Source organism: Marinobacter sp. 1-4A (assembly GCF_016597725.1).
Classification (GTDB): Bacteria; Pseudomonadota; Gammaproteobacteria; order Pseudomonadales; family Oleiphilaceae; genus Marinobacter.
This window is the reverse complement of record NZ_VCGY01000002.1, coordinates 328400-349875: the sequence shown is the minus strand read 5'-3', so window position 1 is coordinate 349875 and position 21476 is coordinate 328400. Positions and strand designations below refer to the sequence as shown.

The following is a 21476-nucleotide window of genomic DNA, read 5'->3' as shown; positions in this document are numbered from 1 at the left end:
CGTATACTCGATTGAAGATTTCATCCACTTTCCCGGGCTTCGGGAGTATCGGTTTGGAGACTAATTTATGGAAAAGCGCGAAGTTGACGTTGCCATTATCGGTGCGGGCACTGCAGGAATGGTCGCCTATAGCCGCGTACGAAAAGTTACGGATAAGGTTGTGTTGATCGAAGGTGACCAGTACGGCACTACCTGTGCGAGAGTGGGCTGTATGCCAAGTAAACTTCTGCTTGCAGCAGCGGACAGCGCTTACCAGATGGCTCAGGCAGATCTTTTCGGAGTGTCTGCGGGCAAGATTACTGTAGAGGGCAAAGCTGTTATGGCGCGAGTGCGCTCGGAACGCGACCGGTTTGTCGGTTCGGTTCTCCGCTCCGTAGAAAAGTTCTCTGAAGAGCACAAAATCAAGGGTCATGCTCGCTTTGCCGGGCCAAACCGCCTCATTGTCGGCAATGAAATCGAAATTGACGCCAAGCGTATTGTTATTGCGACCGGTTCTCGGCCCAACATTCCGGGTTTTTTGAAAGAAGCAAAAGACCGTTTGGTGGTAAACGACGATATTTTTGAATGGCAGGACTTACCCGAATCGGTGGTGGTTTTTGGCCCAGGGGTGATTGGGTTGGAGCTAGGCCAGGCACTCAGCCGCCTCGGTGTTCGGGTAAGAATGTTCGGTGTGGGTGGCGCCGTTGGGCCGATTCAGGACGACAGTATCCGTGCCTATGCACTCAAACGCTTCAATGAGGAGTTTCCGCTGGATCCGGATGGCGATGTGAAGCGGGTTGAGCGTGTGGATGGAGGCGTGGCGGTTACATTCACTGATGGTAGTGCGGGCGAGAAAACCGAAACATTCGAGTATTTGCTCGCCGCGACGGGGCGTAGGCCAAACGTCGACGGCTTGGATATACAAAACGCTGACATTGAATTAGACGACAAAGGTATGCCCCTTTATGACCCGCACACGCTTCAGTGCGGGCAAAGCCACATATTCATTGCGGGCGATGCGAACAACCATTTGCCTCTGTTGCACGAAGCCGCAGATGAAGGGCGGATTGCCGGAAATAACGCGGCGTCTTACCCGGAAGTAAGAGCAGGCAAAAGAAGCACCCCCCTTGCAGTTGTGTTTACCGACCCCCAAATAGCTAGTGTGGGGCTAACGATTAATGAAGTGGATAAGCGTTGTGGCGGCTGCTACGCAGTAGGCGAAGTGTCGTTTGAAAATCAGGGGCGGAGCCGAGTGATGGGCAAAAACAGCGGCTTGCTGCGGGTCTACGGCGAGCACGGCAGCGGGTTGTTCTTGGGTGCCGAGATGTTTGGCCCGGCGGCTGAGCACATAGCCCATTTGTTAGCATGGTCAGCACAACGCCGGTTAACCGTCAGCGAAATGCTGGAAATGCCGTTTTATCACCCGGTCATTGAGGAGGGTGTGAGAACGGCGCTAAGAGACCTCAACCGAAACCTAAATATAGGCCCGGCTCCAGAAGGTGATTGCACGGATTGTGGCCCTGGTGTTTAAACGGTCCAAAGATAAATTCCTGCTATGACCTAAATGGGATAACTCAACTTCACGGAAGCCTGAAGCTTTAGATATTGTTGATTCAGGTTGAATTTTACAGCCACCAAGGAGGCATGTAATGAGCAAGAACTTTATTGGTCTGGACAAAGAAAAAACGGTAAAGCTGGCTGATTCTCTCAACGATCTGCTGTCTAACTATCAAATTTTTTACATGAACGTGCGCGGTTATCATTGGAACATCAAAGGCGATAACTTTTTTGAGCTGCACGTGAAATTTGAAGAGCTGTACGACGATCTATTGTTGAAGATTGATGAGATCGCAGAACGCGTTCTCACATTGGGCCACCGCCCTTCCCATGCATACAGCACTTATATCGAACGCTCGGAAATTCCGGAGCGGAAAGACGTCGCGGATGGCAAAGAGGCTATGAACAACATTGTCGATAGCTTTGCCAAGCTGATCGGCAAACAACGGGACTTGCTAAGCCTTGCAGGCGATGCAGAGGATGAAGGTACCGTTGCTTTGATGAGCGATTACATTTCCCAGCAGGAAAAAACGGTCTGGATGTATCGCAGCTATTTGGGCCACTAAGCCCCGAAAGCAGCATAAAGGCGGCCAAAAGGCCGCCTTTTCCATATCTGCATGAAATGTCCGCTTTACGAATTTGCGGCCAGAGCAGGCACGTCTTGGTGCAAAAACCACTTTTCTGTGATCACCTTGCGCGTAAACCAGTGTGATCGCATCAGCGTCGCGGCCAAGGGCATTTTAACCCAGTCCGGTACCTGAAAACCCTCCTCGGTAACAGAGCCACGATGGCCAAAACGTTCCGCAATGGCATCACCGTAGGCCTGCAAGGAGGCGGCGGAAACGTCAGGCGCTTGCCGGATTACGTTCGCCGCCAGTAATGCAGATTCAATAGCCGGGCGAATCCCTTCACCGCTTTGGGTATAAGCAAGCCCCGCAGCATCGCCTATAAGCAAAAGGCCATCGTCTAGCAGCGACCGCCCTGCATGGTTATAAAGCAAATAAGCGTGACCTTTGAAACGGCTGGGCAGGTCTGCGGGAACCTTGCCTTTGGCTTTCATGGCCTCCACAAAATCCTGCAAATGTTCCGTCAGCTTGTGGTTGTCTTCCCGCCCGAGACCGATGTTTAAGTAGTTACCTTTGCGAAAAACCCAAGCGTAACCTTTAAGGTCTTTGCAAAACCAAAGCTCGGGCGTGTCTCCCCGGGCTTCGCAGGCTTTTGCTTGTTCCTGAGTCATTTCAAACTCGATTTCTTTGGCGGCCACGACGGTTTCATGGCTTCCCGGGCCGTCGCCAACCAGCTTGGCAACCGGGCAGAAGTGCCCGCCTGCGCCAACAATTAAGGGCGCCGACCAGGTGTCGTTGACCACCCAGTTACCCTCTTTGCGGGTAATATTTTTAACGGGTGTACCAAGCTGTTTAGGGGTATTTGTGCGCTCCAGTAGATAATCATCGAACTCGCAGCGCCTTATGCCATAGCTAACGACACTGCCATGATCATTTTCAACCGCCGTTTGTCCCATCATGCCAATCTGGAAACGGCGTATAGGTTGAAGTGTTCGGCCATTACCGTAGTCGGCAAGATCGATACCCAAAGCTTCAATCACTGAGGGGGTTACCCAGCCTGCGCAGGTTTTGTCCCGGGGGAAAGCTTGTTTGTCGATTAGCAGGGCACGCTTGCCGCTACCCTCAAGGGCTTTCGCAAGTGTAGATCCTGCCGGGCCTGCGCCAACGATAATCAGGTCATACGTGTCCATATGCGGTAACCTCAAACGTTTTCAGGTGCAGCGGGGAAGGTGTAAAGGTCCTGACGGGTTGCAGGTAGCTGATTACTATCGCCATGGGTAAAAACAACCTGAAAAAGCTGCAGAGACCCCGCCCGAAATGCGGCGATAGATCCTGCCAGATACATGCGCCAGGCTCGGGTAAAGTGCTCGTCGTACATATCAGTGATCGCGCTTTGCGCGCCATCAAAGCGCTCCATCCAAACGCTCAGGGTGCGGGCATAGTGGAGCCTCAGGTTCTCCACATCGAGTACAGAAAAATCGCCGTGTTCACACAGGTCCATGATCTCGCCGATACTGGGGGGATAAGCGCCGGGGAAGATCCGTTTTTCTATCCATGCGTTCATCAACATGGGCCTGTTGCGGCCAATGCTGTGAATGAGTGCCGTGCCATTGGGCTTTAGTGAGCGCTTAATCAGCTCTGACAATTCAGGAAAATTTTCTTTGCCCACATGCTCCAACATGCCGACCGACACAAAGGCATCGTACTGGCCCTGAATGTTGCGGTAGTCGTCTTTCATATATTCGATTTGTGTATGCAGGCCTTGTTTGCGGGCCTGCGCCTGAGCATAGGCAATTTGCTCCTCCGAAATATTGTAGGCGTGAACCTTAACCCCATAATGACGTGCCATGTAACGCGCCAGCCCACCCCAGCCGCAACCGGCCTCAACCACTGTCATGCCGGGTTTGAGCCTGAGCTTTCTGCATACATGCTCCAGCTTTGCCAACTGTGCTTGCTCTAAACTCAGTTCCGGGCGCTCGTAGTAGGCGCAGGTGTACTGCATTTCGGCCTGATCGAGCCAAAGTCGATAGAAGTCGTTGCCTAGATCGTAGTGATGGTGAATGTTTTCCAGTGCTTCCGAAGGCCCTGTTGAGCGGGGCGCATGGTTTCGCCATAGAGCTTCAAGCCACCGTGGCCACTTTTGGCGAGCCTGGTGAATAGCTCGGTAGAGCGCTTCCATCAGATCCGGCAGGTCGCCTTCCACATTCAGGCGCCCGGCACTGTATAGGTCGCCAAAAGCCAGATTAGGATTGGTGACCAACGCGTATAGCGCTTTGGGGTCGGCTAGATAAACGGTAAACAGCGCAGGTTGCCCATGGGGTTCAATTTCATCGTTGTTCCACAATCGGAATCGAATGGGGGGAGACCCTGCCATGCGCATGAGCTTGGCTACCAGCCAACGCTCGTGGGAATGCGGTTCGCGAGTTACCTGAGTGTCCTGCAGGGGTAGGTTTAGGACGTGGGATTGGTTGGTGTGGCTGTGCTGGGGGGCGCTTTTTCGAGCGCTATACTTATTCACGGACTCTACTCCCTTTTTTACCCTAACATTGCTGTTCAGGCTGGCGATTGCGCGCCGAGGCTTATCCCGAATACTTGTCTGAGAATTGTTGGTTGCTTACTAAGTATAGAGAGTGTTTTGTGTTTGTCAGGTATGCAGTCGCAGCCGGGCTTGGCGACCCGGCTGCGCCACAAATCAGTAAGAGGAGCTCATGCCAAACCACTCGGGGAACACTACGATCAGCGCCAGCACAAACACCTGAAGGAAGATAAACGGCAACACGCCTTTGTAGATATCGACCGTTCGCACTTCCGGTGGTGCCACCCCTTTCAGGTAGAACAAAGAGAACCCGAAAGGTGGTGTGAGGAAGCTGGTCTGCAAGTTCATGGCGATGAGAATGGCGAACCAGAGCATGTTGATGCCCAAAGCTTCAGCCACTGGCGCCAGAATAGGCACGATGATAAATGAGATTTCCACAAAATCGATGAAAAAACCCAGAATCATAATTACCAGCATGGCGAGGATAATAAAGCCCCACTTCTCGCCGGGCAGCGCCAGCATCCACTCTTCCAAAAGGTAGTCGCCACCTGTGTAGCTAAACACCATGGAGAAAGCCGTAGCACCGATCAGGATGGCAAACACCATAGCCGTTACTTTGACCGTATCTTTGGAAGCATCCCAAACCATTTGGAACGAGAACTGACGGTAGATAATGGCCAGAATAATCGCGCCAACACCGCCCAGTGCGGAGGATTCTGTAGGTGTGGCAATGCCGGTAAAGATTGAGCCGAGCACGATAACAATCAACGCCAACGGCGGAATGATCGCCAGCAGCGCATTCATTACTTCCTTTTTACGGGAAATGCTGTCGTCTTTCGGCATGGCTGGCGCCGTCTCGGGCTTGAAGCGGGTCATGATCAAGATATAGACAATATATAGCCCGATAAGCACTACGCCAGGTCCGACGGCGGCCTTGAACAGGTCGCCAACAGGCAGCCCAAGCACATCACCCAAAATAATCAGAATGATCGAGGGCGGAACTATCTGCCCCAGAGTACCTGCTGCGCATATGGTGCCGGTTGCAAGGCGCTTGTCATACTTGTGGGCCAGCATAACCGGTAGGGAAATCAGGCCCATGGCTACTACGCTTGCGCCCACAACGCCGGTGGAAGCCGCGAGCAAAGCGCCCACTAGAATAGTTGATATGGCCAAGCCGCCCGGTAGCCCGCCAAACAGCCGGCCCATGGAGGTTAATAATTGTTCAGCAAGGCGGGTGCGCTGCAAGATAACGCCCATGAAAATAAACAGAGGCACAGCCATCAGAACGGTGTTTTGCATAACGCTCATGATGCGGTAAGGCATGAAAGCAAATAAATCCATGCCTTCTGCGAACACACCAAAGAACAGAGCAACGCCACCAAAGGTGAAGGCAACGGGGAAGCCCAGCATCAGCATGAACAGGGCAACCAAAAACATAATCATACCGATCATGCGAGACCCCCTCCGCTGTGCTCACCTTCGTACTGTTTCTCACCAGACATGACACGCAGAGCGTAGGTAGCCATGTTGAGGCCAGCTATGGCGATAAAAAGTGCGGTGATCGGGATAATCGATTTAATGATCCAGCGTTGGGGTAACCCGCCGGGGTCGCCGCTGCCTTCGCCCATTTCGTAGGCGTTCACGGCGAAATCGTAGCCATAGATGCCAATCAAGTAGGCAAACGGAATGACAAATATCAGCGCACCTATGAGGTTTACCCAAGCCTTGGCCTTGCCGCTCCAGCGCGTATAGAAAACGTCAACCCGAACGTGGCCATCGGTGCGCAAGGCATAGGGAATCCCGAACAGGAATACCACCGAATACAGGTGCCATTCCATCTCCTGCATCCCAATAGAAACTTCGTTAAACGCGTAACGGGAAACAACGTCGTAGAAAACATTGCCAGCCATCAGCAACATAGCGACACAGGCTATCCAGCCACACAGAGCGGACAAACGGGCAAGGCCCTCGTCCAGCTTTATAATCCACTGCATTTACTATCCTCCGCCAAGGGCTGGCGATTTTGCTATTGCTATATACAACAAAGCCGGGACCACCTTCGAAGCGATCCCGGCTCCATTACAGCGTCTATCTTACTCGACTGTACCCATGGTGTTCAGGTATGCACGCTCAGAAATATCGGTATAAGCGCGGCTCTGCTCCAAATAGTCCTGTTGCGATTTTACAATCCGGGCTGCCTGCTCGTTGCTTTCAGATGCTTCTTTCAGCAGCTTTTTGTTGGCATCGAACATTGCCTGAAAAATATCCTGAGGGAACTGCTTAATCTGCACGTTCGGGTAGTCTTTCTTGATGTTAGCCCAGGCTTCTGCGTTGGCGTGCTGTGACAGTACCAGCATATCGTAGGAAGCTGTGCGCATAGCTACCCGCATGATCTCTTGTAGGTCTGCCGGTAGTTTTTCCCAAACCTTCTTGTTGATTAGGAATTGTAGTTCAGTGGCTGGCTCGTGCCAGCCTGTGTAGTAGTAATCAGCGATTTGTTGAAAACCAAGGCGCAAGTCTAGAGCGGGGCCTACCCACTCAACCGCATCAATGGTGTTGCGCTCAAGCGCAGTGTATAGCTCGCCCGGTGCGATGTTGGTGGGGTTAACGCCCACTTCAGCGAACACTTCACCAGCGAAGCCTGGGATGCGCATCTTCAAACCTTTAAGGTCTTCCAATGATTTGATTTCCTCACGGAACCAGCCGCCCATTTGAACGCCGGTGTTACCACCCGGGAAGGAGAGCATGTTATGAGGCGAATAGACTTCCTGCATAAGCTCCATGCCGCCGCCGTGGTAGAACCAGGCATACTGTTCCATGGCGTTCATGCCAAACGGCATGCTGGTGAAGAATAGCGTCTCGGGAACCTTGCCCTTCCAGTAATAGGAGGCGGAGTGGCCCATGTCGTACTGGCCAGCCTTCACCATGTCAAACACGCCTAGCGGCGCCTTGTGCTTGTTGGCAGAATCAATGCGGATTTTCAGGCGCCCGTTCGACATGGTCTCTACGGACTTGGCGAAGTTCTTGGTGGTGTCACCAAAAATCGGGAAGTTAGGGCCCCAGGTTTCGGCCATTTTGAGAGTAAAAGTATCTTCAGCGAACGCTTGCGCAGAAGTGAAAGTAGCGGCCACGGTGATCAACGCCGCAGAGAGAACGGAACGAATCTTCATTGCTCTTGTGTCCTTTTGTCATTTTTATAGGTCTAGCCTGAGCTTCTTTCGAGAGGCCTTACGACTGGTTCACATTATCAAGTATCTTGCGCCTCAGTAAAATGAAAAAACGCCCGGGTACGACATAGGTCGTAGGCCGCCTCAAAGATCGTTCATTCTGCCAATCTGGCTGGACAGCTGCATGGCTTCGTGTTGCTCAAGGGACAATAGGTCTTCAAGCAGTGTTTTTGCGCCTTCGATTTCCGCCTTGCCAATGAGTGTTTTGTAAAGGTCCATCACTTGGTCGTGGAAGGCAAAGATCTCTTTGGCTATGTCATCAAAGCTCATTGTCGTAAACCTTGGGTCGCAGGCCGCGCCAGGTTTGAGCGGTTTGTGGTTCTGGTAATCATATAGCCGTGTTTGTAAAACCTTGGGGTCAGCCTGCTTCTCAAACTCTGTCACGGTTTTTGCCAGCATAGCTTCATGGCTAGCAACGTAGTCCATAAGCGCACTGGTGCGCTCGTTGTTGTGCTTCTCTGCTGCGTCGTGCAGGCACTTTGCCAAATGAGCATGCAGTTGGCGGGTCCAGTCAATCAGGTCTTCAAAGGTTTTTATTTCCATGGCCAAACTCCGTCAATCGAGTGTTTATTCAGTTTAATGATCATAGATTAGTCTATTTAGCTGCTTTTGCTGCTGGGCCTAATGTTTGGGCCGTTTCAGCGCGGCTGCGCCAACTTCGGAAGCGGCGCAGCGCGGGTTTCTCCACCGTGTAGTGAATCAGCGAGGCAAGAAGAAAGGCAGTGCCAAGCGCTAGGCTAACGCCCAACCATCCCGGTAGGCCTGCGCTGTAGCTCCAGCTAATCACGCCATAACCAATATTTTGGTGCACCAGATAAAGGCTGTATGAAAGACTGCCTAACCACAGCAAGGGGCGGTTTGCTAGACAGTTGAGGCGCCCGGCAACGGCCAGCGCAAACACGGTGAAACACCCAAGCACGAACAAGCTATAGGGCATTTTATAGGCAAAGAGTCCGTGGCTTACCGCAAGAGCCAGCAGTGCTGCGTCTGCCATTATCGGTCGGCCGTAGCGGTAAATACGGTATATCAGCATGCCACCGATAAACAGCGGAGCGTACTTCACGAACATCAGGTCTTTGACAAGAAATTCGACGCCTTCGGGTATCTGCTTCCACCAAATTACGCCAGCGTAGCTCGCCAGCATCCAAACCCAGAAAGCCAAGCGAAGTTTTGACCAGTCGCGCAACGTATAAAACAACAGTGCCATCCAGCTATAGAAGGTTACTTCCACAACAAGGCTCCAATAAGCGCCGTCGACATGTTCGGCACCAAAATATTCGTGCAGCAAAGTGGCGTTGAGCAACGCGGTTTCAAAGCTTACCGCCCGGCTCTCAGGGCCCAGAAGGTGCACGGATACGAACGTTAGAATAATACCTGTCCACAGTGCTGGTAATAGCCGAACCGCTCTCGCCAAACCAAACCAAGCGGCGTTGCGAGTGCGCTCAAGGGTCATGAAAATGACAAAGCCACTGAGTATGAAAAACAAGTGAACGCCGTAGCGACCGAAGAGTAGGGTGTCTGTTAATAACTGGGGAATGTCGAACCCATGGCCGAAAAGCTTGTCGTAATAGGGCAGATAATGAAAAAGCACGACCCCCAAAGCAGCGAGGCCACGCAATGCATCAAGACTGCCCAGCCTTGTTTGAGAAGGGCTCATAGCGGTTTCCGTAGGAATTTCTCCTATAGTAGCCTGCTTTGGCTGAAGGCAGTACGGGTGAGATATACCATTCGCTTGCCGTAGGTATACCATGTGGTAATAAACAGGGAGAGCGCCATGAGCACAACGCTGGGGATTATTGAAGGGTTCTATGGGCCGGTATGGAGCTGGCAAGAGCGGCAACAACTGGTACGTGCGCTGGCCCCGCATGGCTATGGCTTTTATTTGTATGCGCCTAAGGCCGATGCGTTTCTGCGTAGGCGCTGGCAAGAGCCTCATCCACCGGAAATGACATCGGAGCTTGCCGAGTTCGGCCGGTTTTGCCGCAAGCAAGGGCTGCGGTTTGGTATAGGGCTGAGCCCCTTTGAAATTTTTAACTGTTTTGACGAAGCTGCCCGCACGGCGCTTGCTACGAAACTAGAGTTGCTTGACCGCATTGGTATTGATGAACTGGCCATTCTGTTCGACGACATGAAGGCCGACACGCCTGCGCTTGCGGAAACTCAAGCGGAAATCATGCACTGGATTCGCGAACGCACTCAGGTTCGCATTCTTTCACTATGCCCCAGCTACTATTCCGATGATCCGGTTCTGGATCGGGTGTTTGGTGAGCGCCCACCAGCCTATCTGGAAACTCTTGGCCGACTTCTGCACCACGACATTCAAGTTTTCTGGACAGGCGAAGAAGTCTGCTCAAGAGAAATTTCTCCCGGCCATCTAAAGCGCGTCAGCGACCGGCTTGGCCGTAAGCCAGTGCTCTGGGATAACTACCCGGTGAACGACGGCGACCGCATGTCGCGGCATTTGCACTTGCGGGCATTTACCGGCCGGCCAGCGGCGAATGCGGCCTATCTGGCAGGCCATGGCATCAACCCGGCCTTGCAACCAACGTTAACCAGGATTCCCGCAATTACTCTGGCCGAATCCTATCGACAGGGGCCGGAATACCAGTATGGGCAGGCGTTTCGCCATGCCGCAAAGGAAGTGCTTGGGCGGGAACTCGCAGACCAACTTCATGCTGACCTACTGGTGTTGCAAGATGCGGGTTTGGGGCGCATCAGCGAGGAAAAACGACAAAGCCTGATGCGTACCTACGATGCCTACGACCACCCGGCCGCCAGCGAAATCCTGCGCTGGCTGGTGGGGGAGTATCAGGTGACGGATGAGATGGTGCAGACTCAGTGAGGTGTTCCCTTGCAATGCTAGCTCGAAGGTCCATCGCTCGCAGTGAGACATAACGGCATGAGGTGTTTCTCCTTTTCTTTGTTGGTAGCGGCACTTTTGCAGGCTGGCTGTAGTTACGCGGGGCAACCGTTGAACACTGAAGCGCAGCAGCGGTTTTTACAAAAAAGCGTAGTGCAAACCCAATTTAGCGCCGTGGTGCGTGTGTACAGTGTTAGTAGTGTAGCCATTGTGCCAATAGTCCAAACATGGTGTGGCATATTTACCGTGCCGAGATCATCACTCCTATCCGGGGTCGACAGCGTGGTGATATTAGCTATGCAATGGCGGTAGAAAAAGGCGAGGAAACGGTGATTCCCGAAGAGCCGGTGTTGCTAACATTGTGCGAGAATAACGATGATGCCCTTGTTGCTGACTTCTATTGGCCAGGCACCGGGGCCGAGTTTGTGGTTACGCCAGCGCTGATACAAGTTGCTCAGTTGGCTGCTGCGAGTAGCGATAAAGATCAAAGTCAGTTTGTTATGTGTGACTAAGCAATAGCGCAACACGCTATGGAAGGGAAAGTTTCTTCTGGTGAAAATGGCGACTGGTATATTTTTCGGGCTCGTGATTTGGTCTCATTTGTTTCAGAAAAAATGGGGCCACCTGTTCCGACAGCTGTTACTTTCCGAGGGCGCGAAGAGCATTGTTTTGGGAGTTAAAATGAAAAAGGCTTTACTGATTTTTTGTTCATAGTGCTCGCGGAGTAAGGGCGAGCTTGCATCGCTTACTGCGAGGCTTTGTTAATTCAATATTTCAATGTACCACTTGGGCTTAATGCGCCCGAAATCCTTACGGGTATTGGATTTCAGTGCCTTTTTTGAGTCCAGTACCTTCGCCTCGCCGTGCTCCCTGATGAAAACAACCCAGTGCCAAAAGGGCTTACCTTGTTCGATGCGCCATTTGATGGCCATAAGAGCCCTATCTGGTAGACACTCCCAAGCTTCAAAAGGTGTTTCTTTGGGCGAAACAGAGATGCCGAGTTCACGAAGTAATGTCCGAACGTGCTCTGTTTCTGACCAAAGTGTTGTGTCTGTCGCGTAAATGCCTAGTGCATTTGCTTTTTGCTGGGCCTCTGCGTAGCTGACACCGGCTAGAGTGGCACATGCCGCGATACCACAACCGGTTAATTCTTCTTGAATCACAGGTTCCATAGCTTTACCAATTAACGGCTGGGCTTGGGGCGATTTGGAAGTGCTCCGCACCGGAAAAGCGATCCTTATTTCAGTGCATCAAACAGGGCTTAAATTTAATGTTCCGCTGGTGGAGTATTTTGGATGTGTTTTCTATTAGGTTCTTTCAGTAGACCCCACAACCGCACGTAGTGATCAGAAAAAAGGCGGATTCTGCTACTCCTGTAAATAAGTCTACAAACTGTAGCCGTTGTAAGGCCAATTCCGGCAATGTAGATCAAAGGATCGGCGACATAAAGCGACCATATGCTGACTAAGAGAAGAAATACTGCATAGATGGTGCTCAACGTACCTAGAAAACGAAGGTTGCGAGGTTTGGCGCGTGTCAGGAGAAAGCTCGGATGAATCACCAAAAAAGCGCTGAGTGCGCCTACAGCCAGAATTAACCCAGCCGAATCTTCGTGATTGGGAATCGGCTGAACATAGAGGGCGTAAACGGATAAAAGCAGGCAAGTATGCGTAGCCAGCATGCATAAAGTAGCCAGCAAAAATGCTCCCATACCAGGGGGGTATAAACTGATATCCTGAGCGTCAGTAGCCTCTTTATCATCGCGCCTCATTGAACTTCCTCATAAATGCCGATAGCAAGAGTGCGTACCACACCATTGGAGGCACTTCCCGAGAAGCTAAAGAAGGCACCCAAAGCGTCTTTTAACTGTTGCTTAGTGGTATGAGAAATTTGAGTTTTTGTATAACGTTTGGGCACAGTTCCATTTCGCTTAAGGAACTTGAGCATCTTGTTGGAAATGCCCGGCTTATTCATGCGTACGATTTCTTCGGTTAGCCGTGTCCTTTGAGGGCGACTGAGGCCTTCCAGAGCTTCTCGGATAGTAACCCCCTGTGCATGCAGAGTCTTAACCATACGTACCGTCACAAACCCAGCCGCTGCGGCGCCACCAAGAGAGATAACGTCGAGACTTGTTGCAGCGGTGCTATACCATTCCTCTGAATCGATTTGGTCCTTGAGCTCAGGGTTACGTGCTTCCATTCCCACTCGCGCGAGGCCATTCATGCACTGTAGTGAACTCGCTGCAAACGCAGAGTAGGACAGAGCTGTGAGCGCTGAACTGGCTCCACCGGTCAGAGGGATTACACCGGTACTTCCGACGATAACTACCCAACTTAGCAGCGCCGCGCCACATGAAAGAGAGGCTCCCAGCACTTCAGCCAACATTTGGCTTTCCCTCGGTGTTGCAGAAAGATCCTGAGCATGCTGGATGGGCGAGGTTGGTTGGCGTGGCTCACGCAAAATGATCTTTATCGGTTCAATGCTGCAAAGCGGCTGAAATTTTCGAAGGGTAACAATAGTGAAGTTGGCATCGATATAAACAACACCGGCGCCGACAAGTTTTGGATCTGCATCAATAGCAGCGAATAGTTTTTTCTGGTCGAGACTGTGCTCGAGTCGAACGCGAAGCTGATTTTGGGCGAAGGTTTCACCAAAGGGCTGTAGAACGGCATTCATCTTCTTTCATCCTTGAAGTCGAAAATCCATTTAGAAGTTGATTGTAGGCAAGTTTAGCTGACGGAACAAGCGAGCGCATTTGCAAATGCGCGACTGGCGCGGGGTTTTTAACGTGGGCGTCCAGTATCACAAGAGTAACTAAAAGCTATTTGATCGCTTGCAGCTCAATCAGAATTTGAACGCCTAGCTCTTACCCAGAAAACTCGAGACCTTGCGGCATACCGCGGCAAATAATCAACTGAACTGCAACGTAAACCTCTGGCTGCGGGAACCACAAGCATATAGCCCTTTATGTACCGGTAAGTTTCCGGTACTGTTCCAATGGAAACTCGTGCTCACCCCACATTTCTTTGTATTTGCTTGGGCCGATGCGGTCATGGATGTTTGTGAGGATACCGGTTATCTGGTTAATGATGTGCTCCGCCGTGGTTTCGCCTTTAAGCAAAACATCATAATCTGATGAAGAGCCGAGCCCCCAACTTGCCCAATTGTTAAACCAGCGAACTTCAAAAGCCATTTGGTTATGTTTTTTGTGGAGTACTAATAGCAGCTCTCCGGGCTCATCCATGAAGGTCGCTTCCGCAGTTCTGGCACCCGTGCTCACGGCTATTGCAAGCTCTGCCAGATCGCGAAGGCTGTCATGCAAGTAAGACACGTTGTTCACGATCTTTTGGTCACCATCTGAAATGGCTACCTCAGCCCATCCTGCATTTTCAACGATATAGGAGATCGATAGACTCAATTTCTTTGCCTGTATAACCCCAGTGGGAATGTGGGCTCGCTGACCACGTGGTTATGAATGTTCCGGCCACATCCCCTCCATCATAACTGGATAGGTAATCGGCTTATAATGGGTAAATTCAATATCTCGGACGTGGGTGAAACCGCTCCAAAGCATCCTCGCGCCCTTCATCCATTGAGATGGCTTAACCCGTTTCTCTATTTTCTCGACTTCCTCAGTCGTAGCTTCTCGGATAGGCCCAACTCTTCCATAGAGCCTTACGCCAGGCGGAGAAACAAAACGTCCTTTTAGCAGAGACCTGAGCCAAAACAATCGACCAGCGTTGACAGCCATAATGCAAACATTAGGATTTTGATCGATATTTCTGCCCAAAGCCTCTGCGTAGTGGTCAAAAAAGTAACCACTCTGGTCATCGCGTAAAAAAACGGTGCCAACAGGTGTGATATGGGGTGTGCCGTCGGGGTTAACAGTGGCGATCGAGCAATAGACGGTTGAAGCCTGACCTTGCTCTAGCACTGACTTTATTTTCTTCCATTCATCCTTGATGTTCATTGTGTCTCCATTCGTGAATAACGGTGCTCAGTGACGACCTCACAATGAAGGCGAAGTCGCGTTAAAAAAAGGCGTCCGGTGGAAGCCCCATGGGGCCGGAAAGAACCGGAGCTAATGGTTAGCCTTTTGCATCCCACTGCTCTCGTTGTAACCGATAAAGTACATGCGGCCTCAACAGACTATCCTCGGGTAAACTGGGATGTTCGAACTCGCAACTGTAGTTCATGCCGATGCGCTCCATGACACGGCGCGACCGCCGATTGCCCACGGTGGTAAAGGAAACAATCTCAGGTAGCTCAAGCCGGTGAAACGCAACATTGAGTGAACCAAATGCAGCCTCTGATGCATAGCCTTTTCCCCAGTAGACTGAGGATAATCGCCAGCCAATCTCGACACACGGCGAAAAAGGCAAGCTTGCTGCAGGTACGTGTAGCCCACAAAAACCAATAAAAGGCTCGACATCCTTAACCTCTAGCGCCCAGAACCCCCAACCGCGCTGCTCAATGAGCGAGCGAATTTTGTCCGCCATCTCATAACTCGCCTGACGGCCCAGCGGTTCGGGAAAGAACTCCATAACTTTTGGGTCAGCGTTAAGTGCTGCGAACGGCTCGAAATCACTTTCTCGCCATTGCCGCAAACGCAGCCTCTCGGTCTCGAACTCTAGTAATTCTGCCATAGTAGGGTGTGCCTTGCCTCAGCGCAGAAGGCGGCGCGCGTTAGCGCTTGGGAAGCTTCACTCTCTGGTTATGCGAGACGCTTGCCCGCTACTTTTTTAGATTGGCTTTTTCTTTCGCTGCAAATTCCCTAGCCTTAGCAAAAGCCTCCTTAGGTGAGATCTCGCCAGGTAGAGGCTGCTTTTGTTTCTGCTGATCCGTTAGATATTCACTATTATTTGTCTTCATCATCATCTTCTCCTTTGATGATTTTATCCATATCCCCGGATGCCAAGTCAGAGGGCTCGTTTTCTGCAATTTTCTGATATTTCTTCAGCTCGTGTTCTGCCTTCCTCTTTATTTCGTCCAGAGTCCAGCCATCGCGGTTTCGCTTCTTTCTACGAGCTTTATCTATGTCATTAGGGCTGTCAGTCATCACAGCACCTCCCGATAGAGATAATCGCCATTTCCAACATACTTATAGCCAAACCTTTCGTAGTAGGTTCTGACTTCTCTATTCACCGGGTGCATTATCCGTATCTCTTTTGCGTTAATTAACCTCGCGTAAATCCCGTAAGCCACTAATACTGAATCGAAAATGCTTGATCGATTGCCTAGATCAAGCGGTGCTGCTTCAACAACGTCAAGCCGTAGGGCGGAGCCTTGATACGTGGGCCTCCCCATAGACAACCCGATGAGTTTCCCGGTTTCCCAAAGAGCCATTTCAAACCGTTTAGGGTATCGAAAACGGAATACACTGTATCCCTCGACCCAGTCCCAATCTTTGATTCTAGATTGAGAAAAATCCCAGATCTTACAGGCAGATAAGGCCTTAGAATCAATTTCGGAAAGCCTCAAATCAGTTTTCCCACTACTTTGAATGACTTCCGCCGCGGCAGCCAGAGCCTCTTTACGTATCTTCGAATACCTTCTTTCAGCATCAAAATGCGTAGCTAACATTTCTAACTTCCTTATTAATTACTTCCTTTAAATGTCTGTTGGACTAAGCCGCCACTGCCGCAGCTAGTGAACGGGGCATAAGGGTAAAGTAATTTGGCCGTGGGGTCGGTCGGGCGAGTCTTTCGGTGGATACGCATAAATGACAACGGATTTTGGCCTTATTCGTTCCTTCACGGGGCAATTCCTTGTTGTGTTTTTCTCAGATTACCCTGCAGATACCGTTTTTTCCAGCCTTCAGGCGTATAGGCGCCCAGCTCATAAAGAACTGTCGCTCGGACTAGGTGAGTGGTTGTGCTTGCACGTCATCAATCCCGACGCCTCAGATTTTTAAAGTATCGAATCATTGCGCGGACAACCTGCCTCCGGGCTTGGATCTGATCCCGTCTCACCCGTTCAATATCAACGCCACCTTGCCCGTTCCTGTATCTGAGCGGGATGGTCTCTTCCTTCGGTTCTTTAGCGGTTCCAGCCTCCAAATCATCGTTTTGGGAGTGCTTTGCCTCTTCACAAATCATCGTGCATTTAACATCCATAACGTTCACCTTGGTTTTAGGAACTTGAGTTGCACCATGGGTTCATTTGGATGCTACTGCTGTTCTATACTGCAAGGTATTCCAAAAAAGTGAGAATTAACTTTGCAAAAACGAACAGAAAGGCTGAATACACAATCCTCTGCCATTGCCCAAAAAATGCGCAGTTCTCTAGCGTGGAACGACTTTGAAACAGTTCTTTCGATTGTGACTGCAGGTTCACTGTCTGGCGCCTCTCGCGCCTTAGGCGTAAGTCATGCCACTGTTTTCCGGCGACTGGGCGATATTGAGCAGCGTTTGGGGGTTGCGCTTTTTGAGAGGGGGCGCACAGGATATCGACCTACTCTGGCTGGGGAGGAACTTGCTGAAACGGCTAAAGTTATGGATGAGGCCGCTGTGGCTGCTGAGCGGAAAATCGCTGGCCGTGATCTGGAGCCCAGCGGAGAAATCTGGGCCACGACAACAGACTCTCTACTGATGGGGCTGCTGACACCTCTGTTTGTGGAATTCCAGCATAAGTACTCAAGTATCGTGTTGGACGTTGCCGTATCCAACCAGTTGTTCAACCTCACACGCAGGGAGGCGGATGTCGCCATTCGCCCATCCAACCGCCCGCCTGATCACCTCATTGGTCGATCGCTGGCTAATATTGGTCAAGCTGTCTATGGGCATAGAAGTTTTGGGTTAACGCCGGGTGCGCCCATTGAGAACTTTGGTAGCCAGCCCTGGATTGGTGCTGGGGCGGGGCTGCAGGACTTGGCTCTGGATCAGTGGATGAGTAACAGAGGGTTTAATACAGCTTGTGTCTATCGTGTTGATACCCTAGTCAGCATATTCAGTGCTGTCCGTTCCGGTATGGGGCTCGCAGTGCTCCCGTGTTATCTGGCAGAGGGAGGTCCGGACATTGTTCAGCTCACCGAACCTATTCCCGAGCTGGAGTACGGCCTTTGGTTTCTTATGCACCCAGATCTACGGGGCGTGGCGAGGATTCATGTTCTATTGGATTTTCTTACTGAAACCATCCGGTCGCAAAAGCAGCGGTTAGCCGGTGCTGGTGTAAGCTATCGCAAATAGTACTCAACGGTAGAAACCACCCGCACGGTCTTTACCGGGTGTTGTTGCTCTGAAACCCCCGGAGCCTGATCCCGGGCCAGTATTTGGAACACGCCTTGATTAGCCCGGCGTAGGTCGCCCAGTTCGGTTTTAGCATCTTCGGCAAATTGGCTGGCGGCTTCTCGTGCAGATGCCGTGGCTTCAGCAATCATGTCTGGCTTGATGTCGTTCAGGCCGTTGAACAAGTAGGTTGGGCCGCTTGGGCCATAGTCGGATGAGAGCACTACGCCAGAATCCACCAGTTCGCTTACGCCTTGTGCGGCTTGGCGGATTTTCTCAATATCTTCACTGCGCACCATCAGAGTCTGGCTGATGATAAATTTTTGTTCGTTATTGTTGTCCTGATAAGGGTTGGCACGGGTGTCGGTCACATCCAGCCGTTGCAGTTCCACGGCGCTGTCGCCGATGGCCTGCAGTTTCAGGAAGGCCATGATGGCGTTACGGCTGCTACGGGCTTTGTCCTGAGCTTCGCTTAGGCTCACCCCGGTTGCGACAAAGCGGATTGGCCACAGGGCTAGGTCGGCATTTACTTCCCGTTCTGCAACACCTTTTACCGTTACGTAGCGATCACCGGTACGCAGGTCGGTGAGTCCATCGCTAATCAGCGAGGCTGACATGATGGCACTCAAACCCAGTATAAGGGCAGCTATGACTTTCATGAGGACTCTCCCAGGCAGGTGTCATCAGAGGGGCGTTTGAATCTTGCAGACATTGCTTTGTGTTCCCGGTCTTCGTCAAGGAACTCCGTTGGCAAAGGCTGGATAAAATAAAGAAAGTCGCCTTTGTTTTGGTTCTCATGCAATGGCGCTGTCTCGGCATCTGCTGGCCATACTACCGGTGAAACCACGGCAATCGAAATATTCGGCGCCCGTTGTTTCAGCAAGGCGACGGTGCCCAGATGTTCTTCGCTATGGAAGGTGCCCGTGGTGTGCACAATCTGGTGGCCGGGGTGCGCTTCTCTGGCAGCGAGTATGCGGCTTGCCATGGTGTTGTCACGTAGCAGTTGGGCTTGGTAGGTGTTGTTCATGCGTTCTAGCATGGCGTCGTCCGCTGCGCCGTGGCGGCTGGTAAGGGTGGCGTCGAATTTTTCCCGGTAGGCGGGCGTGTCCATAAATGGGGTGTCGGGTAGTTGTGCCTGTTCGCTGGTTGGCAGCTTATTTAGGTGCTCCGGCCCTGTGCGACCGACACAGCGCACTATGGTTGCGGGGGCGTTGGCGGCAATAACGGGCAGGCCATGTTGCCGTGCAAATTCCACCAGTGGGCGGTAGGAGGCGCGGTAATTCGGCCAGGCATTGCTGTCTTCTATAAATTCGGTTTCACCGGTTTTGCCACTCAGGTAGGCGTCGACAGCCGCTTGCTTATCCAAATTGAATTGCTCCATGGATATCACCTGCTGCGGGTGCTGGCGATAAAGAGCTGTTTGAATTTGCGATTGCAGTAGGTGTACGGCCTGATGCCCATGGTATTCCCCGATGACCACTACGTCAGCCCGGGCCAGTTTCTGGGAAAGTGCTTCTAGGCTCAATACTTTGCCTGTACTGGCATCGGCTAAGCGCGACTCATAAAGGGTTTCAGGCCTTGTATCCGCATTCTCTTTGCTGGGGGAAAGCATGGCTGCGCACCCCGTGAGGCTGCCAATCAATAAAGCCAGTACGGCGATGGATAAACTTTTCATGGCGAAATTATATATGATGTAGGGCCTCGCTACTTGCATGTATTCCCAGACACGAGGCCAGTATGCCCCATCGCGCTCATCTTTTTTCACTGCGGCTTGCCCACGCTTTCCGGGAAGCCTGTATTGATCAGCCCTATAACAGCCGCCGCTTTCTACGGGATTTGATGGCCGGTGTTACGGTGGGCATTATCGCAATACCTTTGGCTATGGCGTTGGCGATTGCAAGCGGTGTGGCGCCACAGTACGGCCTCTACACGGCGTTTATTGCCGGGTTTATTATAGCTCTAACCGGCGGTAGCCGTTTCAGTGTTTCCGGTCCTACGGCGGCTTTCGTCGTTATCCTTTACCCCATCGCGCAATCATACGGTCTTGGTGGCCTGTTGCTGGCAACCCTGATGTCCGGGGTGTTGTTAATCATTATGGCGCTCATGCGGTTGGGGCGCTTCATTGAATACATCCCCGAATCCGTCACCCTTGGGTTCACCGGTGGTATTGCGGTGGTGATTGCAACGCTGCAGGTGAAAGACTTCTTTGGTTTGTCTGTGGAAAGCATGCCAGAGCACTACTGGGACAAGCTGGCAGTGCTGGCACAGGCTTTCCCGGCGCTGGATAGCATGAGCGCTCTGGTTGCGGTGGTTACGCTTGCGGTGATGCTGCTCTGGCCGCGCCTGAAAACGCCGGTTCCTCCACATTTGCCAGCGGTGATTATTGGTAGCCTGCTGGCGGTGTGGTTGAACGCCAACGGTGCGACTGTGGATACCATAGGGTCTCGCTTCAGTTATTTGCTGCCCGGAGGCGGCACGGGGGCGGGTATTCCGCCGTTTCTTCCGGAATTTGCATGGCCGTGGCAGCAGTCGGGTGCCGATGGCAACCCTCTCGGGTTCTCCTGGAGCATGGTGCGAGAACTCCTGCCAGCGGCGTTTGCCGTGGCTATGCTTGGTGCGATTGAGTCCTTGCTGTGTGCTGTAGTGCTTGATGGCATGACTGGCAAGCGCCACAGTGCCAACAGCGAACTGATGGGGCAGGGGTTAGGGAATATCATTGTGCCCTTCTTCGGAGGCATTACCGCTACGGCTGCCATTGCCCGGTCTGCTGCCAATTACCGGGCCGGTGCGGAATCGCCGGTTGCCGCTATGATCCATGCGATTGTGGTGTTGTTGGCGCTGGTGTCACTGGCCGGCGTACTCGCTTATTTGCCCATGCCCGCCATGGCTGCGTTGCTGATTATGGTGGCCTGGAACATGAGCGAGGCACCCAAGGCTGTGCATCTTCTGAAAACCGCACCGCGCAGCGATGTATTGGTCTTCCTCACCTGTTTTTCCTTAACGGTGGCTCTGGATATGGTGATTGCTATCACCACAGGTGTGCTGTTGGCCGCTGTGCTGTTTATGCGGGAAATGGCGGAGATGACGAAAGTGACCGATATCACCACCGGTAAGCGGGTGAGCGAAGAAAACCTACCGCCCGGCTGGAGAGTATTCAAAATCAACGGCCCGTTGTTTTTTGCGGCGGCCGACCGTATTTTTGGAGAGCTAGCGGAGCTGTCCCGCAATGTGGATGGGTTTATTCTATATATGGATGGCGTTACTGTTCTGGATGCGGGTGGCCTGTCTGCCCTTAATAAGCTGGTCGCTACCTGCGAGAACAACGGCACACGCATTGTGATCGCCGACCTGCAGTCCCAGCCTCAGCGCACGCTCGCCCGAGGTGGTTTGGGGCCAGTGGAAGGGGTTCTGCAGTTTACCTCGTCGCTGCGAGAAGCGCTGGCGCTGCCATTGTCATCCATAGCTTCACACAGCTCATCGCCCTCTGACCCCAACTCAATGCACTCCGGACCAAACTGATGAAAA

General features: G+C 52.0%; 23 protein-coding genes. 6 read left to right on the top strand and 17 right to left on the bottom strand.

Going from position 1 to position 21476, the window contains the following annotated elements:
- The first annotated feature begins 67 nt into the window (after nt 1-67).
- Entirely contained in the window at nt 68-1510 is a 1443-nt protein-coding gene (locus tag FE845_RS05345; RefSeq protein ID WP_200362164.1) for a dihydrolipoyl dehydrogenase, read from the top strand.
- 118 nt (nt 1511-1628) lie between these two features.
- Nucleotides 1629-2102, top strand: coding sequence for a Dps family protein (locus tag FE845_RS05340; protein WP_200362163.1), 474 nt, complete (start codon nt 1629-1631; stop codon nt 2100-2102).
- Nucleotides 2103-2167: 65 nt separating this feature from the next.
- Here FE845_RS05340 and FE845_RS05335 read toward each other — a convergent pair whose 3' ends face one another.
- From FE845_RS05335 to FE845_RS05305, 7 genes are all read right to left on the bottom strand, one after another.
- Nucleotides 2168-3292 (bottom strand): NAD(P)/FAD-dependent oxidoreductase, encoded by a 1125-nt coding sequence (locus tag FE845_RS05335; RefSeq protein ID WP_200362162.1) that lies wholly within the window; start codon nt 3290-3292, stop codon nt 2168-2170.
- A gap of 11 nt (nt 3293-3303) precedes the next feature.
- Nucleotides 3304-4620 carry a class I SAM-dependent methyltransferase gene (locus FE845_RS05330; RefSeq protein WP_200362161.1) on the bottom strand — a complete coding sequence of 439 codons (1317 nt, stop codon included), beginning with the start codon at nt 4618-4620 and terminating at the stop codon, nt 3304-3306.
- 174 nt (nt 4621-4794) lie between these two features.
- Nucleotides 4795-6090: a TRAP transporter large permease gene (locus FE845_RS05325; RefSeq protein ID WP_200362160.1), complete on the bottom strand. Its 1296-nt coding sequence runs from the start codon at nt 6088-6090 to the stop codon at nt 4795-4797.
- On the bottom strand, nt 6087-6632 hold the full coding sequence (locus FE845_RS05320) for a TRAP transporter small permease subunit (protein ID WP_200362159.1): 546 nt from the start codon (nt 6630-6632) through the stop codon (nt 6087-6089). Before FE845_RS05320 ends, FE845_RS05325 begins: the two co-directional genes overlap by 4 nt.
- A 99-nt stretch (nt 6633-6731) precedes the next feature.
- The gene (locus tag FE845_RS05315; protein WP_200362158.1) at nt 6732-7808 is read right to left on the bottom strand and encodes a TRAP transporter substrate-binding protein; all 1077 of its coding nucleotides are present in this window, start codon (nt 7806-7808) and stop codon (nt 6732-6734) included.
- 141 nt (nt 7809-7949) lie between these two features.
- Nucleotides 7950-8408, bottom strand: coding sequence for an ATPase (locus FE845_RS05310; protein ID WP_200362157.1), 459 nt, complete (start codon nt 8406-8408; stop codon nt 7950-7952).
- 52 nt (nt 8409-8460) lie between these two features.
- The gene (locus FE845_RS05305) at nt 8461-9522 is read right to left on the bottom strand and encodes an acyltransferase family protein (protein WP_200362156.1); all 1062 of its coding nucleotides are present in this window, start codon (nt 9520-9522) and stop codon (nt 8461-8463) included.
- A gap of 117 nt (nt 9523-9639) precedes the next feature.
- Here FE845_RS05305 and FE845_RS05300 point away from each other — a divergent pair, with 117 nt between their 5' ends.
- A complete protein-coding gene (locus tag FE845_RS05300) occupies nt 9640-10707 on the top strand; it encodes a beta-N-acetylglucosaminidase domain-containing protein (protein WP_200362155.1) in 1068 nt (355 codons plus the stop codon).
- A gap of 245 nt (nt 10708-10952) precedes the next feature.
- On the top strand, nt 10953-11237 hold the full coding sequence (locus tag FE845_RS05295; RefSeq protein WP_200362154.1) for a hypothetical protein: 285 nt from the start codon (nt 10953-10955) through the stop codon (nt 11235-11237).
- Nucleotides 11238-11486: 249 nt separating this feature from the next.
- Here the strand turns inward: FE845_RS05295 and FE845_RS05290 are convergent, their stop codons facing one another.
- From FE845_RS05290 to FE845_RS05255, 8 genes are all read right to left on the bottom strand, one after another.
- Nucleotides 11487-11897, bottom strand: coding sequence for a hypothetical protein (locus FE845_RS05290; protein WP_200362153.1), 411 nt, complete (start codon nt 11895-11897; stop codon nt 11487-11489).
- A 95-nt stretch (nt 11898-11992) separates the two neighbouring features.
- Nucleotides 11993-12496 (bottom strand): hypothetical protein, encoded by a 504-nt coding sequence (locus tag FE845_RS05285; RefSeq protein WP_200362152.1) that lies wholly within the window; start codon nt 12494-12496, stop codon nt 11993-11995.
- Nucleotides 12493-13401, bottom strand: a complete 909-nt coding sequence (locus FE845_RS05280) for a hypothetical protein (protein WP_200362151.1) — start codon at nt 13399-13401, stop codon at nt 12493-12495. The genes FE845_RS05285 and FE845_RS05280 overlap by 4 nt, the downstream gene beginning before the upstream one ends.
- Before the next feature lie 289 nt (nt 13402-13690).
- Nucleotides 13691-14143, bottom strand: a complete 453-nt coding sequence (locus FE845_RS05275; protein WP_200362150.1) for a hypothetical protein — start codon at nt 14141-14143, stop codon at nt 13691-13693.
- A gap of 51 nt (nt 14144-14194) precedes the next feature.
- The gene (locus FE845_RS05270; RefSeq protein WP_200362149.1) at nt 14195-14695 is read right to left on the bottom strand and encodes a pyridoxamine 5'-phosphate oxidase family protein; all 501 of its coding nucleotides are present in this window, start codon (nt 14693-14695) and stop codon (nt 14195-14197) included.
- Nucleotides 14696-14813: 118 nt separating this feature from the next.
- The gene (locus FE845_RS05265) at nt 14814-15371 is read right to left on the bottom strand and encodes a GNAT family N-acetyltransferase (protein ID WP_200362148.1); all 558 of its coding nucleotides are present in this window, start codon (nt 15369-15371) and stop codon (nt 14814-14816) included.
- Between the two features lie 212 nt (nt 15372-15583).
- Nucleotides 15584-15784, bottom strand: a complete 201-nt coding sequence (locus tag FE845_RS05260; RefSeq protein ID WP_200362147.1) for a hypothetical protein — start codon at nt 15782-15784, stop codon at nt 15584-15586.
- Nucleotides 15784-16308, bottom strand: a complete 525-nt coding sequence (locus FE845_RS05255) for a hypothetical protein (protein WP_200362146.1) — start codon at nt 16306-16308, stop codon at nt 15784-15786. Before FE845_RS05255 ends, FE845_RS05260 begins: the two co-directional genes overlap by 1 nt.
- Nucleotides 16309-16943: 635 nt before the next feature.
- On the opposite strand from FE845_RS05255, the gene FE845_RS05250 reads away from it, so the two are divergent.
- Nucleotides 16944-17912 carry a LysR family transcriptional regulator gene (locus FE845_RS05250; protein WP_227714096.1) on the top strand — a complete coding sequence of 323 codons (969 nt, stop codon included), beginning with the start codon at nt 16944-16946 and terminating at the stop codon, nt 17910-17912.
- Here FE845_RS05250 and FE845_RS05245 read toward each other — a convergent pair.
- Nucleotides 17900-18610, bottom strand: coding sequence for an SIMPL domain-containing protein (locus FE845_RS05245; RefSeq protein ID WP_200362145.1), 711 nt, complete (start codon nt 18608-18610; stop codon nt 17900-17902). The two genes, FE845_RS05250 and FE845_RS05245, sit on opposite strands and share 13 nt — an antisense overlap.
- Entirely contained in the window at nt 18607-19626 is a 1020-nt protein-coding gene (locus tag FE845_RS05240) for a ChaN family lipoprotein (RefSeq protein WP_227714095.1), read from the bottom strand. The genes FE845_RS05245 and FE845_RS05240 overlap by 4 nt, the downstream gene beginning before the upstream one ends.
- 62 nt (nt 19627-19688) lie before the next feature.
- Between FE845_RS05240 and dauA the strand changes: the two genes are divergently transcribed.
- Nucleotides 19689-21470: a C4-dicarboxylic acid transporter DauA gene (gene dauA / locus FE845_RS05235; RefSeq protein ID WP_200362144.1), complete on the top strand. Its 1782-nt coding sequence runs from the start codon at nt 19689-19691 to the stop codon at nt 21468-21470.
- The last annotated feature ends 6 nt before the right edge of the window (nt 21471-21476 follow it).

What these genes read in the sequence shown, in the direction of transcription:
- FE845_RS05345 (WP_200362164.1), top strand. Translation starts at nt 68, where the DNA reads ATGGAAAAGCGCGAAGTTGACGTTGCCATTATCGGTGCGGGCACTGCA.
- FE845_RS05340 (WP_200362163.1), top strand. Translation starts at nt 1,629, where the DNA reads ATGAGCAAGAACTTTATTGGTCTGGACAAAGAAAAAACGGTAAAGCTG.
- FE845_RS05335 (WP_200362162.1), bottom strand. Translation starts at nt 3,292, where the DNA reads ATGGACACGTATGACCTGATTATCGTTGGCGCAGGCCCGGCAGGATCT.
- FE845_RS05325 (WP_200362160.1), bottom strand. Translation starts at nt 6,090, where the DNA reads ATGATCGGTATGATTATGTTTTTGGTTGCCCTGTTCATGCTGATGCTG.
- FE845_RS05320 (WP_200362159.1), bottom strand. Translation starts at nt 6,632, where the DNA reads ATGCAGTGGATTATAAAGCTGGACGAGGGCCTTGCCCGTTTGTCCGCT.
- FE845_RS05315 (WP_200362158.1), bottom strand. Translation starts at nt 7,808, where the DNA reads ATGAAGATTCGTTCCGTTCTCTCTGCGGCGTTGATCACCGTGGCCGCT.
- FE845_RS05310 (WP_200362157.1), bottom strand. Translation starts at nt 8,408, where the DNA reads ATGGAAATAAAAACCTTTGAAGACCTGATTGACTGGACCCGCCAACTG.
- FE845_RS05305 (WP_200362156.1), bottom strand. Translation starts at nt 9,522, where the DNA reads ATGAGCCCTTCTCAAACAAGGCTGGGCAGTCTTGATGCATTGCGTGGC.
- FE845_RS05300 (WP_200362155.1), top strand. Translation starts at nt 9,640, where the DNA reads ATGAGCACAACGCTGGGGATTATTGAAGGGTTCTATGGGCCGGTATGG.
- FE845_RS05295 (WP_200362154.1), top strand. Translation starts at nt 10,953, where the DNA reads ATGGTGTGGCATATTTACCGTGCCGAGATCATCACTCCTATCCGGGGT.
- FE845_RS05290 (WP_200362153.1), bottom strand. Translation starts at nt 11,897, where the DNA reads ATGGAACCTGTGATTCAAGAAGAATTAACCGGTTGTGGTATCGCGGCA.
- FE845_RS05285 (WP_200362152.1), bottom strand. Translation starts at nt 12,496, where the DNA reads ATGAGGCGCGATGATAAAGAGGCTACTGACGCTCAGGATATCAGTTTA.
- FE845_RS05280 (WP_200362151.1), bottom strand. Translation starts at nt 13,401, where the DNA reads ATGAATGCCGTTCTACAGCCCTTTGGTGAAACCTTCGCCCAAAATCAG.
- FE845_RS05270 (WP_200362149.1), bottom strand. Translation starts at nt 14,695, where the DNA reads ATGAACATCAAGGATGAATGGAAGAAAATAAAGTCAGTGCTAGAGCAA.
- FE845_RS05265 (WP_200362148.1), bottom strand. Translation starts at nt 15,371, where the DNA reads ATGGCAGAATTACTAGAGTTCGAGACCGAGAGGCTGCGTTTGCGGCAA.
- FE845_RS05260 (WP_200362147.1), bottom strand. Translation starts at nt 15,784, where the DNA reads ATGACTGACAGCCCTAATGACATAGATAAAGCTCGTAGAAAGAAGCGA.
- FE845_RS05255 (WP_200362146.1), bottom strand. Translation starts at nt 16,308, where the DNA reads ATGTTAGCTACGCATTTTGATGCTGAAAGAAGGTATTCGAAGATACGT.
- FE845_RS05245 (WP_200362145.1), bottom strand. Translation starts at nt 18,610, where the DNA reads ATGAAAGTCATAGCTGCCCTTATACTGGGTTTGAGTGCCATCATGTCA.
- FE845_RS05240 (WP_227714095.1), bottom strand. Translation starts at nt 19,626, where the DNA reads ATGAAAAGTTTATCCATCGCCGTACTGGCTTTATTGATTGGCAGCCTC.
- dauA (WP_200362144.1), top strand. Translation starts at nt 19,689, where the DNA reads ATGCCCCATCGCGCTCATCTTTTTTCACTGCGGCTTGCCCACGCTTTC.